At 71.5% G+C, this 12,628-nt stretch carries 13 protein-coding genes; 7 read left to right on the top strand and 6 right to left on the bottom strand.

The annotated features are described in order from the left end of the window. Positions 1–157 precede the first annotated feature (157 nt). From MUY14_RS04730 to rimO, 4 genes are all read right to left on the bottom strand, one after another. A complete protein-coding gene (locus tag MUY14_RS04730) occupies positions 158–616 on the bottom strand; it encodes a helix-turn-helix domain-containing protein (protein WP_247021170.1) in 459 nt (152 codons plus the stop codon). 99 nt (positions 617–715) lie between these two features. Next, on the bottom strand, positions 716–1,282 hold the full coding sequence (locus tag MUY14_RS04725; RefSeq protein WP_247021168.1) for a CinA family protein: 567 nt from the start codon (positions 1,280–1,282) through the stop codon (positions 716–718). Between the two features lie 163 nt (positions 1,283–1,445). After that, on the bottom strand, positions 1,446–2,087 hold the full coding sequence (pgsA, locus tag MUY14_RS04720; RefSeq protein ID WP_247021166.1) for a CDP-diacylglycerol--glycerol-3-phosphate 3-phosphatidyltransferase: 642 nt from the start codon (positions 2,085–2,087) through the stop codon (positions 1,446–1,448). After that, on the bottom strand, positions 2,084–3,520 hold the full coding sequence (gene rimO, locus MUY14_RS04715; protein WP_247021164.1) for a 30S ribosomal protein S12 methylthiotransferase RimO: 1,437 nt from the start codon (positions 3,518–3,520) through the stop codon (positions 2,084–2,086). The genes pgsA and rimO overlap by 4 nt, the downstream gene beginning before the upstream one ends. 123 nt (positions 3,521–3,643) lie before the next feature. Between rimO and MUY14_RS04710 the strand changes: the two genes are divergently transcribed. The 3 genes from MUY14_RS04710 (at position 3,644) to MUY14_RS04700 (ending at position 5,409) form a co-directional block, all read left to right on the top strand. After that, positions 3,644–4,153, top strand: a complete 510-nt coding sequence (locus MUY14_RS04710) for an amino-acid N-acetyltransferase (RefSeq protein WP_247021162.1) — start codon at positions 3,644–3,646, stop codon at positions 4,151–4,153. A 163-nt stretch (positions 4,154–4,316) separates the two neighbouring features. Further along, the gene (locus MUY14_RS04705) at positions 4,317–4,751 is read left to right on the top strand and encodes a phospholipase (protein ID WP_247021160.1); all 435 of its coding nucleotides are present in this window, start codon (positions 4,317–4,319) and stop codon (positions 4,749–4,751) included. A 52-nt stretch (positions 4,752–4,803) separates the two neighbouring features. Continuing rightward, entirely contained in the window at positions 4,804–5,409 is a 606-nt protein-coding gene (locus MUY14_RS04700) for a nitroreductase family protein (RefSeq protein WP_247021158.1), read from the top strand. A 151-nt stretch (positions 5,410–5,560) separates the two neighbouring features. On the opposite strand, the gene MUY14_RS04695 is transcribed toward MUY14_RS04700, so the two are convergent. Together MUY14_RS04695 and MUY14_RS04690 are read right to left on the bottom strand one after the other, a co-directional pair. Beyond that, the gene (locus MUY14_RS04695; protein WP_247021156.1) at positions 5,561–5,995 is read right to left on the bottom strand and encodes a hypothetical protein; all 435 of its coding nucleotides are present in this window, start codon (positions 5,993–5,995) and stop codon (positions 5,561–5,563) included. A gap of 40 nt (positions 5,996–6,035) precedes the next feature. Then, positions 6,036–8,531, bottom strand: coding sequence for a DNA translocase FtsK (locus tag MUY14_RS04690; protein ID WP_247021154.1), 2,496 nt, complete (start codon positions 8,529–8,531; stop codon positions 6,036–6,038). A 143-nt stretch (positions 8,532–8,674) separates the two neighbouring features. Between MUY14_RS04690 and MUY14_RS04685 the strand changes: the two genes are divergently transcribed. Genes MUY14_RS04685 through MUY14_RS04670 form a run of 4 tightly spaced genes read left to right on the top strand, consistent with a single transcriptional unit; the run spans position 8,675 to position 12,565 of the window. Further along, on the top strand, positions 8,675–9,502 hold the full coding sequence (locus MUY14_RS04685; RefSeq protein WP_247021152.1) for a 1-acyl-sn-glycerol-3-phosphate acyltransferase: 828 nt from the start codon (positions 8,675–8,677) through the stop codon (positions 9,500–9,502). A gap of 33 nt (positions 9,503–9,535) precedes the next feature. Further along, positions 9,536–10,150, top strand: a complete 615-nt coding sequence (gene wrbA, locus MUY14_RS04680; protein WP_247021150.1) for an NAD(P)H:quinone oxidoreductase — start codon at positions 9,536–9,538, stop codon at positions 10,148–10,150. A gap of 49 nt (positions 10,151–10,199) precedes the next feature. Then, positions 10,200–11,147: a DMT family transporter gene (locus tag MUY14_RS04675; protein ID WP_247021149.1), complete on the top strand. Its 948-nt coding sequence runs from the start codon at positions 10,200–10,202 to the stop codon at positions 11,145–11,147. A 41-nt stretch (positions 11,148–11,188) separates the two neighbouring features. Continuing rightward, positions 11,189–12,565 carry an amino acid permease gene (locus tag MUY14_RS04670; RefSeq protein ID WP_247021146.1) on the top strand — a complete coding sequence of 459 codons (1,377 nt, stop codon included), beginning with the start codon at positions 11,189–11,191 and terminating at the stop codon, positions 12,563–12,565. Positions 12,566–12,628: the final 63 nt, after the last annotated feature.

Here is a 12,628-nt window from a genome sequence, read left to right as displayed (position 1 = left end):
ACGCACCGACCCCGGCGTTGGGTTCCATCGTGTCAGGTCGGCCACGTCCGTTCCAGGCGACCCGGCGGAATTCAGGGATCGCCCTGATCACCCCGAGTAGGCAACGCGAACGGCCCCGGGCGGGTTGCCCGGGGCCGTCGTCGTGTCCGACCTGTGACTATGCCGCGATCGTCGAGGCCAGCTTGGGCTGGCCGATCGTCGTCCGCAGGGTGGTGTTCATCCGCGGTGCCGGGGAAACCCGCAGGTCGGCGAGGTCGTTCCCGATCAGCTCGGACATCAGGCGGCCGCCTTCGATACCGGCCGCCGAGGCCTCGGCACCCCGCTTCTCCCGGGGCCTGCCCTCCACGATCCGCTCGTCGACCGGCGCGACCTCGACGTTGTCGAGGGCCGAAACGTCCGCCGCCACCTTGTGCAGCAGTTCGCCGAGCGGAAGGTCCAGAGCCTGGCAGATGGACGCGAGCAGCTCGCTCGACGCCTCCTTCTGGCCCCGTTCCACCTCCGAGAGGTAGCCGAGGCTGACCCTGGCGGCGCGGGAGATGTCGCGCAGCGTACGACGCTGGTTGGTGCGGGCATGACGGAGCCGATCACCGATCGCCTCACGCAACAGCACGGTCATCACGCGCCTCCCTTCCGTACAAGTACCCCCTACGTTACCCAGAGCGGTGCCCTGGGCGCAGGAGTTGGTGCTCCCGTACGCCAAGGGCGAACGCCGGATTCACGTCAGATGTTCCCCAAGCAGGGCAAACGCGGCCTGGACCGATCGGGTCCTGATCAAGTCGCGATCGCCGCTCAACGCCAGCGTACGGACTGTGACAAACGAGGCTTCGCCTCGGGTCGGGGGCTCCGCCACCCGAACCCCCGAAACACGCGGTGTGCGTGTTCCTGGCCCCGCCAGCCCGACGTGCACGGTTCCGGGCTCGACGCCGTCCTGCGCGCCCGGGCCGGCCACGCCGGTGAGCCCGAGGCCCCAGGTGGCCCCGCACCGCTCACGGGCACCCTCGGCGAGCTGCGCGGCGACCTCGGGGTGGACGGCGCCGTGCTCGGCCAGCAGGGTGGCGTCGACGCCGGCGAGGACGGTCTTGAGTTCGGTGGCGTAGACGACGAGCCCGCCACGCAGGGCCGCGCTGGCCCCGGGCACGCGCGCGAGGGTGGCGCAGACGAGCCCGGCGGTCAGCGACTCGGCGGCGGCGACGGTCTCCCCGCGCCGGGTGAGGGCCGCGACGAGGGCGGCGGCCTGCTCGTCACCCTCGGCGGGGATGGCCGGAGATCGCGAATGAGTCATTCGCGGCACCTCGGCCCGGTCGTGAGGGACAGGCGCCGGTCCGCCCCGGCGGTGCCGCCCGCGGCCACCTCGCGCGCAGCGGCCGGGCCGGCCGGAGGTCGCCAATGACTCATTCGGGACGCCGGCGGTCCCCCCTGAGTCGTTCGCGGCACCTCGGCCAAGCTCAGCTCCCGGTGACCCGGCGCCCGGCCGCGCGCAGCCGGATCGCGCGGACCAGGTAGTCCACGCCCGTCACCACCGTCAGCACCAGGGCCAGGCCCATCAGCGACCAGCGGACAGGGTCCGCGCCGGCCGGCAGCGGCAGCAGGTACGCCACGATGGCCGCGATCTGCGCCATCGTCTTCGCCTTCCCGCCCCGGCTGGCCGGGATCACGCCGTGGCGGATCACCCAGAAGCGCAGCAGCGTCACGCCGATCTCGCGGACCGCGATCACGATCGTGACCCACCAGCCCAGCTCGCCGAGAACGCTCAGCCCCACCAGCGCGGCGCCGGTCAGCGCCTTGTCCGCGATCGGGTCGGCGATCTTGCCGAAGTCGGTGATTAGGCCGTACTTGCGGGCGACCCAGCCGTCCAGCTGGTCGGTGGCCGAAGCGATGGCGAAGAGGCCGGTCGCGAGCGCGCGCCAGGTGGTGTCGTGGCCGTCGCCGACGAACAGCGCGGCGACGAACAGCGGGACCAGGACCAGCCGCGACAGCGTCAGCAGGTTCGCGACGTTGAGCGTCGGGACCGGGGTCGGCTCGGGGACCTGGGCGGGGGCGTCGTGCGTCAGGCCCTCGTCGGCGGCGTCGCTGGGGAGCGCACTCACCGGTCGGCGTCCGGTACCGCGCGGACGATCAGGTCGACGCCCGCCGAGTCCACGACCTCGCACCGCAGGAAGTCGCCGACCTGGGCCTTCTCCGGCGCGTCGAGGATGATGCACTCGCCGTCGACCTCGGGGGCCTGGTGCGCGGCGCGGCCGGTGACCTCGCCGTCGTCGTCCAGCTCGACCAGGACGTCGACGAAGGTGCCGATCCGGTCCTCGGCGCGCTGCGAGGTCAGCTCCTCGACCAGCGCCGAGATCCGGGTGACCCGCTTCGCGACCTCTTCGGCGTCGAGCTTGCCGTCGAAGCCCTCGGCCTCGGTGCCGTCCTCGTCGGAGTAGCCGAAGACGCCGACCGCGTCGAGGCGCGCGCCGGTCAGGAAGCGCTCCAGCTCGCTCAGGTCGTGCTCGGTCTCACCGGGGAACCCGACGATCACGTTGGTGCGGATGCCCGCCTCGGGCGCGTACTCGCGGATCTGCTCGGTCAGCGCGAGGAACGAGTCGGTCGAGCCGAACCGGCGCATCCGGCGCAGCACCTGCTCGCTGGAGTGCTGGAACGACAGGTCGAAGTACTCGGCGACGCCCGGCGTGGTGGCGATGGCCTTGACCAGCTGCGGGCGCGTCTCGGCCGGCTGCAGGTAGGAGACGCGGACGCGCTCGATGCCGTCGACCGCCGCCAGGCGCGGCAGCAGCCGCTCCAGCGCGGTGGCGCCGTCGCGGCCGAAGTCCTTGCCGTACGACGTCGAGTTCTCGCTGACCAGGAACAGTTCCTTGACGCCGTTTTCGGCCAGCCACATCGCTTCGGCGACGATCTCGTCGGGCTGCCGCGAGACGAAGGAGCCGCGGAACGACGGGATCGCGCAGAACGAGCAGCGCCGGTCGCAGCCGGAGGCGATCTTCAGCGCGGCGACCGGCGCGTCGTCGAGGCGCGTGCGCAGCACCCGCGGGCCCCAGCCGTGCTGCGCGTGGCCCGGGACCTCGACGGTCTCCGCGGCGGCGGGCCGCTGGACCGGGCTGATCGGCAGCAGCTTGCGGCGGTCGCCGGGGGTGTGCGAGGCGATCTTGCGGCCGGCGACGACGTCGTCGAGCCGGGCCGAGAGGTCGGCGTAGTGGTCGAAGCCCAGCACGGCGTCGGCTTCGGGGAGGCTGTCGGCGAGCTCGTGGCCGTAGCGCTCGGCCATGCAGCCGACGGCGACGACCTTCTTGCCCGTGTCGGACGCCGCCAGCAGCGTGTCCACCGAGTCCTTTTTGGCCGATTCGACGAAGCCGCAGGTGTTGACCACCACGACGTCGGACTCTTCGGGATCGGCCGCCAGCTCCCAGCCGCCGGCCGCGAGCCGGCCCGCGAGCTCCTCCGAGTCGACCTCGTTGCGGGCGCAGCCCAGGGTCAGCAGGGAGACGCGTCGGGTGGCGGCTGGGTCCGTGGCAGGGGAAGGCACGAAGTTCAGGGTAGCCGCCGGGTGCACGCGGCCTGACGACGGCGTGGCCCGGCTGCGACAACCGGACCCGAAGAGCGAGCTGCGTCGCCGCGCGCGCCGGGCGATGTGGCAGGGTTGACGATCGTGCCGTCCGCCTCCCCCCGCCCGACCGTCCGCCGCGCGCGGATCGCCGACGTCCGCAAGATCAAGGCCCTCGTCGATTCGGACGCCGGCCGCGTCCTGCTGGAGAAGGACCTGGTCACGCTCTACGAGGCGGTCCAGGAGTTCTGGGTCGCCGAACTGGGTGACGAAGTCGTCGGCGCGGCGGCCCTGCACGTGCTCTGGGAGGACATCGCCGAGCTGCGCACGGTGGTGGTCGACAAGGCGGTCCGCGGCCAGGGTGTCGGGCGGCTGCTCGTGGCGCGGCTGGTGGAGGAGGCCCGTGAGCTGGGTCTCAGGCGGCTGTTCGTGCTGACCTTCGAGACGAGCTTCTTCGCCGGGCACGGCTTCGTGGAGATCGACGGGACGCCGGTTTCGCACGAGGTGTTCGAGGAGATGCGGCGCTCGCACGACACGGGCGTGGCGGAGTTCCTGGACCTGCCGTACGCGAAGCCGAACACGCTGGGCAACTCGCGGATGCTGCTGCAGCTCTGACGCGGCCGGGTCGGCCACCCCTAGGTCGTCTGGACGATTCCCGCCTAGGGGGCGAAGTCAGGGGGAAATTTTCCCAACAACATCCTTTCGGGCGGTGACCCACGCCACTGGCCTGCCCGAAGCTGGTCGGGCACCAAGTCACTCGATCGGCAAGGAAGCAACGATGCGCACGACACTGCGGAACCTGGGGGCCACCGTGGCGGTGGCCGTGACTGTCGGCGGAGGCGTCCTCGCGGGCGCCAGCACCGCGGCGGCCGTCGACATCCCGACGGTCACCGACCAGTACCTCTTCTCCACGTCCCTCTCCGGCTTCGAGTCGATCCGGAACCAGGCGCCCTACTCCGGCCAGCTCGACTGGTCGTCGGACGGCTGCTCGTGGTCGCCGGACACGCCGTTCGGCTGGCAGTTCCTGCCCGGCTGCCACCGGCACGACTTCGGCTACCGCAACTACAAGAAGCAGGGCCGCTTCTCCGAGGCGAACCGGCTGAAGATCGACGACAACCTCTACAGCGACCTCAAGAGCGTCTGCGGCTCCAACGTGGCCTGCAAGGGCGCCGCCTGGACGTACTACCAGGCGGTCCGCAAGTTCGGCGGCTGAGCCCGCGCCCCGGCCCGGGTGCGCTCGCGCGCGCCTGGGCCAGGATGGGGTCATGGAGATCGATCACCTGCTCGGCACGACCCGCGCGGTGCGCCGCAAGCTCGACCTCGACCGGCCCGTCGAACCCGCCGTCGTCGAGGAGTGCCTGAACCTGGCGCTGCAGGCGCCGACACCCGGCAACGTCCAGGCCTGGCGCTGGCTCGTCGTGCGCGACCAGGATGTGAAGAACCGGCTCGGGGTGCTGTTCCGCGAGGTCGGCGAGGCCTACCTCGCGACGAAGACGGGCGACCCGCGGGCGCTGGCGTCCGGGCAGCACCTGATCGACGTGATCGAGCGCGTCCCGGTGTTCGTGATCCCGGTCCTGCGGGGCCGCCCGGCCGGGGACAACGCGGTCGACGCGGCCTTCTACGGCGGCATCTTCCCGGCGGTGTGGAACTTCCAGCTGGCGCTGCGCTCACGCGGCCTCGGCTCGACGCTCACGACGTACCACCTCTCCCGCGAGGCCGAGGCGGCGGAGATCCTCGGCATCCCGGAGGGCCACACGCAGGCCGGGCTGCTGCCGGTGGCGTACACGACCGTGCCGGACTTCAAGCCCGCGCCGCGCACCCCGCTGTCCGAAGTGGCCTTCCAGGACCACTGGGGCACGCCGCTCGGGTGATTCCTGGAGTTCAACGCACTCTTCGAGGAGTCCGGGCCGGTCAAGACCATCGGCGGCATGCTCGCGGCCATCGCATTCCTGGCCGGGCCGCGACCAAGGGCACGTGGCGCGGATCGCCGCCGCGGTCTGGATCACCTTGGGCCTCGGCGGCTCAGGTGACCCGGACCGTGGCTTCCCCGCCGTCCTCGCTGACCGACACCAGTTCGATGCGGCTGGCCGCGAACGACGTCGCCTGAGGGCCCGTACGCGGGCCGCTGTGCAGCTCGGCCGTCGTGCTCTCGCCGCGGCCGGGCTCCTTCAGCAGGAACGCCAGCGTGGCCTCCCCCTGCCAGATGCACGTCATGCCCGGGCGGCACCGCGAGTCCGAGACGACCCGGGTGTAGCGCACGGTCAGGTCCTTGCCCTGGACGGCGGCCTCCTGCCCGAGCCGCAGGGTGACGTCGCGGCCGGCCGGGGCGCTCACCGTCGAGGACGGTGGCGTGGCCGGCCCGGGGGCGGCGGGCTGCCCGGTGGCGACCGAGCTCCCGGCGCCCACCGTCACGACGGCGAAGGCGAACAGCCCGGCTACGAATCGCTTCAGGTCCACGTGCTCAGGACGGAACGGACGGCGTCACGGGTTGCACCGTCTACTCGTCGTCGCCGTCGGCGTCGGCGTCCACCGGGCCGCCGCCGCGGATCATGAACAGGACGCCTTCCAGCTCCTCCGGCTTGATCAGCACGTCGCGGGCCTTCGAGCCCTCCGACGGCCCGACCACGCCCCGGCTTTCCAGCAGGTCCATCAGGCGCCCGGCCTTCGCGAAGCCGACCCGCAGCTTGCGCTGCAGCATCGACGTCGAGCCGAACTGGGACGTCACGATCAGCTCCGCCGCCTGCAGCAGGACGTCCAGGTCGTCCCCGATGTCCGGGTCGATCTCCTTCTTCTCGCCGGCCTTCTGCGCGGTGACGCCGTCCTGGTAGTCCGGCTGCGCCTGCTCCTTGGCGTAGTTGACGACCGCGGCGATCTCTTCGTCACCGACGAACGCGCCCTGGATGCGGACCGGTTTGCCGGCGCCCATCGGCAGGTAGAGCGCGTCGCCCATGCCGATCAGCTTCTCCGCGCCCGGCTGGTCGAGGATGACCCGCGAGTCGGTCAGCGACGACGTCGCGAACGCCAGCCGCGAGGGCACGTTGGTCTTGATCAGGCCGGTGACGACGTCGACCGACGGCCGCTGCGTGGCCAGGACCAGGTGGATGCCCGCCGCGCGCGCCTTCTGCGTGATCCGGACGATCGCGTCCTCGACGTCGCGCGGGGCGGTCATCATCAGGTCGGCGAGCTCGTCGACGATCGCCATGATGTACGGGTACGGCCGGTACTCGCGCTCGGACCCCGGCGGCGCGGTGATCTCGCCGGACTTGACCTTCTTGTTGTAGTCGTCGATGTGCCGGACCTTGTTGACCTGCATGTCCTGGTAGCGCTGCTCCATCTCCTCGACCAGCCAGGCCAGCGCGGCGGCGGCCTTCTTCGGCTGGGTGATGATGGGCGTGATCAGGTGCGGGATGCCCTCGTAGGGCGTCAGCTCGACCATCTTCGGGTCGATCAGGATCATCCGGCACTCGTCCGGCGTCGAGCGCGCGAGCAGCGACACCAGCATCGAGTTGACGAAGCTCGACTTACCGGAACCGGTGGAGCCCGCGACCAGCAGGTGGGGCATCTTCGTCAGGTTCGCGGTGACGAAGTGGCCCTCGATGTCCTTGCCGAGGCCGATCACCATCGGGTGGTTGTCCTTGACCGTGGACGGCGCGCGCAGCACGTCGCCCAGGCGGACCATCTCGCGGTCGGAGTTCGGCACCTCGATGCCGACCGCGGACTTGCCGGGGATCGGCGCCAGCAGCCGGACGTTGTCGGTGGCGACCGCGTAGGCGATGTTCTTGGTCAGCGCGGTGATCTTCTCGACCTTCACGCCCGGGCCGAGCTCGACCTCGTAGCGCGTGACCGTCGGGCCGCGGGTGAAGCCGGTGACCTGCGCGTCGATGCTGAACTGCTCCAGCACGCCGGTGATCGCCTCGATCATGGCGTCGTTGGCCTTGCTGCGGGACTTCGGCGCGTCGCCGAGCTTCAGCAGGTCGGGCGGCGGGAGCTGGTAGTCCCCCTCGACGGTCCGCGTGACGGCCAGCGGAGGCTCGGGGGCCTTCTTCGGCTTCTTCTCGGGCACCTCGACCGGGGGCTTGGGCAGCGCCTTCGGCGGCTTGATCGGCGTCGGTGCCTCGGCCAGCATCGCGTCGATGTCGAGCTGCTCGGGGTCCGCGTCGGCGGCCTGGCGGCGCCGCGACGGCTTGCGCAGCCGCGCGGCCTTCGGGTCGGCGTCGGTGACGGCGTCCTCGTCGGTGGCGAACCCGGAGCGCTGGGCCTCGGCCTCGGCGATCTCCTCCTCGTCGAGGCCCCAGTTGCGCAGCCGCTGCGGGATCTCGCGGACCGGCGTGCCGGTGAAGACGAGGATGCCGAAGACGAGCGCAAGGATCAGCAGCGGCACCGCGACCCAGGTGGTGACGCCCATGGTGAGCAGGCCGCCGGAGAAGGCGCCGATGATGCCGCCGGCGTACATCCGGCCGTCGTTGGTGTCCGGGAGCGCGGTGAAGATGTGCAGCATCCCGAGCACGGACAGCACGACCATGATCGTGCCGATGACCATCCGCGGCCGCGTCTCGGGGTGCGGTTCGGACCGCATCAGCGCGACGGCGACGACGACCAGCACGAGCGGCAGCGTCACGGCCCCGGCGCCGAGCACGCTCCGGGTGGCGATCTCGACCCCGGCTCCGATCGGCCCGGCGGCCCGCCACCAGACGCCGACGGCGGCGATGATGGCCAGCGCGATCAGGCCGAGCGCCAGGCCGTCGCGACGGTGTTCGGCCTCGAGCTCACGGGTGCGGCCGACCGTGCGTGCCAGCGTTCCGGTGCCCTTGGCCAGCAGGTTCCAGGTGCCGCGGACGCCCTTGCCGAAGATCCCGGGCGTCTTGCGGCGCGGGGCCGGCTTGCGGGCGGGCGACGAACGTGGCCGTGGCTTCGCGGGCGTACGCGGCTTGCGCGCCGCTGCCCCCTTCGCGCCGCTTCCCGTGCTTCTCTTCCTCGTCGCCGACCCAGCCATGCGTCAACGGTAACCGCCCGTGCCCGTTCGCCTCGTGCGCCACTCTCGGCTCAGGGTGAACTTCTGCCTCACAACCGGCGCGGCGGGGCCATCCGGGTGAACCGATCCGGCCAGTGCGCATTCGGGTGAAATCGGCGTCTGCCATGCTCTGCCCCATGCTCGCGCTGCGCACCGCCGAACCGCCCCGCCGTGCCCCCGCCATCTGGCGGACCATGCTGAACATCGACCGCGGTCTGGTGAACCTGGTCGGGCGGCTCACCGTCACCGGCCGGATCCCGGCTCAGCTGCGCGGCAAGCCACTGCTGATGACCGCGAACCACATCGGCGTGTTCGACGCGTTCGTGCTGATGGCGGCGTGCAAGCGGATCGGCATCAACCCGCGGTTCATGCTGGCCGGCGGCATCCTCGACGCGCCCGTGATCGGGCCGGCGCTGCGGGTCAGCGGGCACCTGCGGGTCGACCGCAAGCACGCCGGGACCGCCGTCGGGCAGTTCGCCGAGGCCGTCGAGGCGATGAAGACCACGCGCGAGCCGATCATCGTCTACCCCGAGGGCCGGATCAGCCACGACCCCGGCCTGTGGCCCGAGCGCGGCAAGACCGGCGCGGCCCGCCTGGCGCTCGCCTCGGGCGTGCCGGTGATCCCGATCAGCCAGTGGGGCGCACACGAGGCCGTCTACTGGGGCACCGAGACCGTCAACGGCCCGGCCGACCTGGTCCCGCTCGCCCGCTCCGGGCTCAGCGCGCCGCTGCGCCGGCCGCGGTTCCAGGTGCACTTCGGCGACCCCGTCGACCTCTCGGACATCGAACCGGAGCGGCCCGGCGCCGGCGTGCGCGCGCACGCGAAGATCATGCAGGCGATCGCCGACGGCCTGGTCCCGCTGCGCCGCGGCGAGCTGGACCGCCCGCGCTTCCACGACCCGACGCGGCCGACCGACACGGTCAGCCCCTGGAAGCCCGTGTCCGGATCCTGAGACGCCCGGCCCGGCACCCTAGAGTCGGCGGACGTGAGCACACGGATCCTCGTCGTCTACTACAGCTCGACCGGCAACACCGCGGCCCTCGCCGAGTCCCTCGCCGCCGGCGCCCGCGAAACCGGCGCCGACGTGCGGGTGCGGACCGTGCGGGAGACCGCGCCCGAGCAGGCCGTCGCGCAGAACCCGCGCTGGCAGGCCTGGATCGACGCCGGCCCGCACCACGCGCTGGCCGAGCTCGCCGACCTCGAGTGGGCCGACGGCCTCGCGATCGGCAGCCCGACCCGGTTCGGCGGCCCGGCCGCCCAGCTGAAGTCCTTCCTGGACAGCACGGGCGGCTTGTGGGCGAAGGGGAAGCTGGCCGACAAGGTCGCGACGTCGTTCACGACGGCGTCCACCGCGCACGGCGGTCTGGAGTCGACGCTGCTGGCGATCAACAACGTCTTCTACCACTGGGGCGCGATCGTCGTGCCGCTCGGCTACGCCGACCCGCACCTGATGGAGTCGGGCAACCCGTACGGCGGCTCGTTCGTGTCCCGCAAGTCCGCGGCGCCCGACGACCTCGCCCTCGGCGCGCTGCGCGTCCAGGGGCGGCGGCTGGCGACCATCACCACGCACGTCGCGACGGGGCTCAAGCAGGCCGAGTAACCGTGAAAACCGCTTTGGCAGTGACGCGGTCACGCTTAGAGTCGCCGGGGTGACCACCGAGCTGCCCGTCCTCGCCCCGCCCCGGGTCGCCCATCGCGGCCGCGGGACCACCCTCGTCCTGCTGGCCGCGCTGTTCTTCAGCACGTCGGGCACGCTGGGCAAGTCCGCGATGAGCGCCGGGATCACCCCGGAGCAGGTGGCCTCGATGCGCATCGCGCTGGCCGGGTTGGTGCTGCTCGCCGGGGTCGCGCTGGTCGCGCCGCGGAAACTCCGGGTGGGCCGGGCCGAGCTGCCGGTACTGGCCGGCTACGGCCTCCTCGGCGTCGCCGGCGTGCAGCTGCTCTACTTCGTCGCCGCGGGCCGGATCCCCGTCGGCATCGCGATCCTGCTGGAGTTCGTCTCCCCCGTGCTGATCGCGCTGTGGGTGCGGTTCGTGCGGCGGCACCGGCTGCCGCGGTCGGTGTGGGGCGGCATCGCGCTGGCGATGGTCGGGCTGTCGCTGGTCGCGCAGGTCTGGCAGGGCGTGACGCTCGACGGCGTCGGCCTGCTCGCCGGCTTCGGCGCGGCGCTCTGCTCGGCCGGGTACTTCCTGCTCGGCGAGCGCGCGGTGGCCGACATCGACCCGCTGGGCCTGGTCACCTGGGGCATGGTGATCGGCGCGGTCGCCATCAGCTTCGCCGCGCCGCCGTGGACGTGGCCGGTCGGGCTGCTCGCCACCGACGTCGGCTTCGGCGCGTGGCACCCGCCCGTGTGGCTGCTGATCACCCTGCTGGTGCTGGTGGCGACCGTGCTGGCCTACGTCTTCGGGATTTCGTCGCTGCGGCACCTGCCGGCGTCGGTGGCGAGCGTGCTGGGGCTGGTCGAGCCGGTGATCGTCACCGTCACGGCGTGGGCGCTGCTCGGCGAGGAGCTCACCTGGCTGCAGCTGCTCGGTTCGGCGATCCTGCTCGGCGGCGCGTACCTGGTGCAGCGGAAGTCGGAGATCCTCGCGACCTGAGTTCTTCACGATGTGGCGCCGAAGTGCGAGAATCCCACACCGTGACGACGAAGTCCGGGCTGCGGCCCGACCTGCGGCAGCGGCACGTCCGCATGATCGCCCTCGGCGGCATCATCGGCGCGAGCCTGTTCATCGGCAGCGGCGCGGTGATCCGCACCGTAGGTCCGGCGGCCGTGCTCTCGTACGCGCTGGGCGGCCTGCTCGTCGTGCTGGTGATGCGGATGCTCGGCGAGATGGCGACGGCCGCCCCCGCACTGGGCTCGTTCATGGAGTACGCCCGCGACTCGCTCGGCGGCTGGGCGGGCTTCACGATCGGCTGGCTGTACTGGTACTTCTGGGTCGGCGTGGTCGCGTTCGAGGCGGTGGCCGGCGCGAAGATCCTGCAGGGCTGGATCCCCGGCGTGCCGCCGTGGGTGTTCTCGCTGGCGCTGATGCTCCTGCTGACGGCGACGAACCTGGCGTCGGCGCGCTCGTTCGGGGAGACGGAGTTCTGGCTGGCGTCGATCAAGGTCGCGACGATCGTGGTGTTCCTGGTGCTGGGCCTGCTGTTCGTGCTGGGACTCTGGCCGGGCGCGCACTTCTCGGTCGGCAACATCGCTCTCGACGGTTTCGTGCCCCACGGCGGCTTTTCGGTCGTCCACGGCGTGGTGATCGTGATTTTTTCCTATTTCGGCGCGGAAATCGTGACGATCGCGGCGGCGGAGTCCGACCAGCCGGAGACGGCGGTCCGCAAGGCGACGTCGACGATCGTCTGGCGCGTGATCGTGTTCTACGTGGGTTCGGTGACCCTGCTGGTGATGATCACGCCGTGGCGCGAAATCCCGAGCGAGACAAGCCCGTTCGCGGCAGCGTTCGGCCGCTTCGGCGTCCCGGCGGCGTCGACGATCGTGAGCGCGGTGGCCCTGACGGCGGCCCTGTCGGTGCTGAATTCGGGACTGTACACGGCATCCCGCATGCTGTTCGCGCTGCGACGCCACGGCTGGGCGCCGTCGTGGATCTCGGACACGAACAAGCGGGGCGTCCCGTGGAAGGCGATCCTGGTGTCCACTTCGGTCGGTTACGTGGCGGTGGTGATGAGTTACGTGTCCCCGGACAAGATCTTCTACTTCATCATCAATTCGGCGGGCGCGGTGGCGTTGTTCGTGTACGCGATCATCTGCGGGTCCCAGTTGCGGATGCGGCGTGCGCTGGAGGCTTCGGCGCCGGAGAAGCTGAAGCTGCGGATGTGGGGGTACCCGTGGCTGAGCTGGGTGACGCTGGTACTGACGCTGGCGGTGGTGGCGTCGATGCTGTTCGTGGACTCGGATGCGCGGTCCCAGCTGTATTTGAGTTTGATCAGTCTGGCGGTGATCTTGGGCGTTTACGCCCTCATCCGCCGGCGATCCATCCGAACTGCGGCAGTCGACCCACCCGACTGAGCCGCGACCGGCGATGCCGAACCGCAATCGACGGCATCCACGGGTCGCAACATGCTTCCGGAT

Source organism: Amycolatopsis sp. FBCC-B4732 (assembly GCF_023008405.1).
In the GTDB taxonomy this organism is placed as follows: domain Bacteria; phylum Actinomycetota; class Actinomycetes; order Mycobacteriales; family Pseudonocardiaceae; genus Amycolatopsis; species Amycolatopsis pretoriensis_A.
This window is presented reverse-complemented; position numbering and strand designations above follow the sequence as displayed.

Coding starts and splice junctions, on each gene's coding strand:
- MUY14_RS04730 (WP_247021170.1), bottom strand. CDS start 616: ATGACCGTGCTGTTGCGTGAGGCGATCGGTGATCGGCTCCGTCATGCC.
- MUY14_RS04725 (WP_247021168.1), bottom strand. CDS start 1,282: ATGACTCATTCGCGATCTCCGGCCATCCCCGCCGAGGGTGACGAGCAG.
- MUY14_RS04705 (WP_247021160.1), top strand. CDS start 4,317: ATGCGCACGACACTGCGGAACCTGGGGGCCACCGTGGCGGTGGCCGTG.
- MUY14_RS04700 (WP_247021158.1), top strand. CDS start 4,804: ATGGAGATCGATCACCTGCTCGGCACGACCCGCGCGGTGCGCCGCAAG.
- MUY14_RS04690 (WP_247021154.1), bottom strand. CDS start 8,531: ATGGCTGGGTCGGCGACGAGGAAGAGAAGCACGGGAAGCGGCGCGAAG.
- MUY14_RS04685 (WP_247021152.1), top strand. CDS start 8,675: ATGCTCTGCCCCATGCTCGCGCTGCGCACCGCCGAACCGCCCCGCCGT.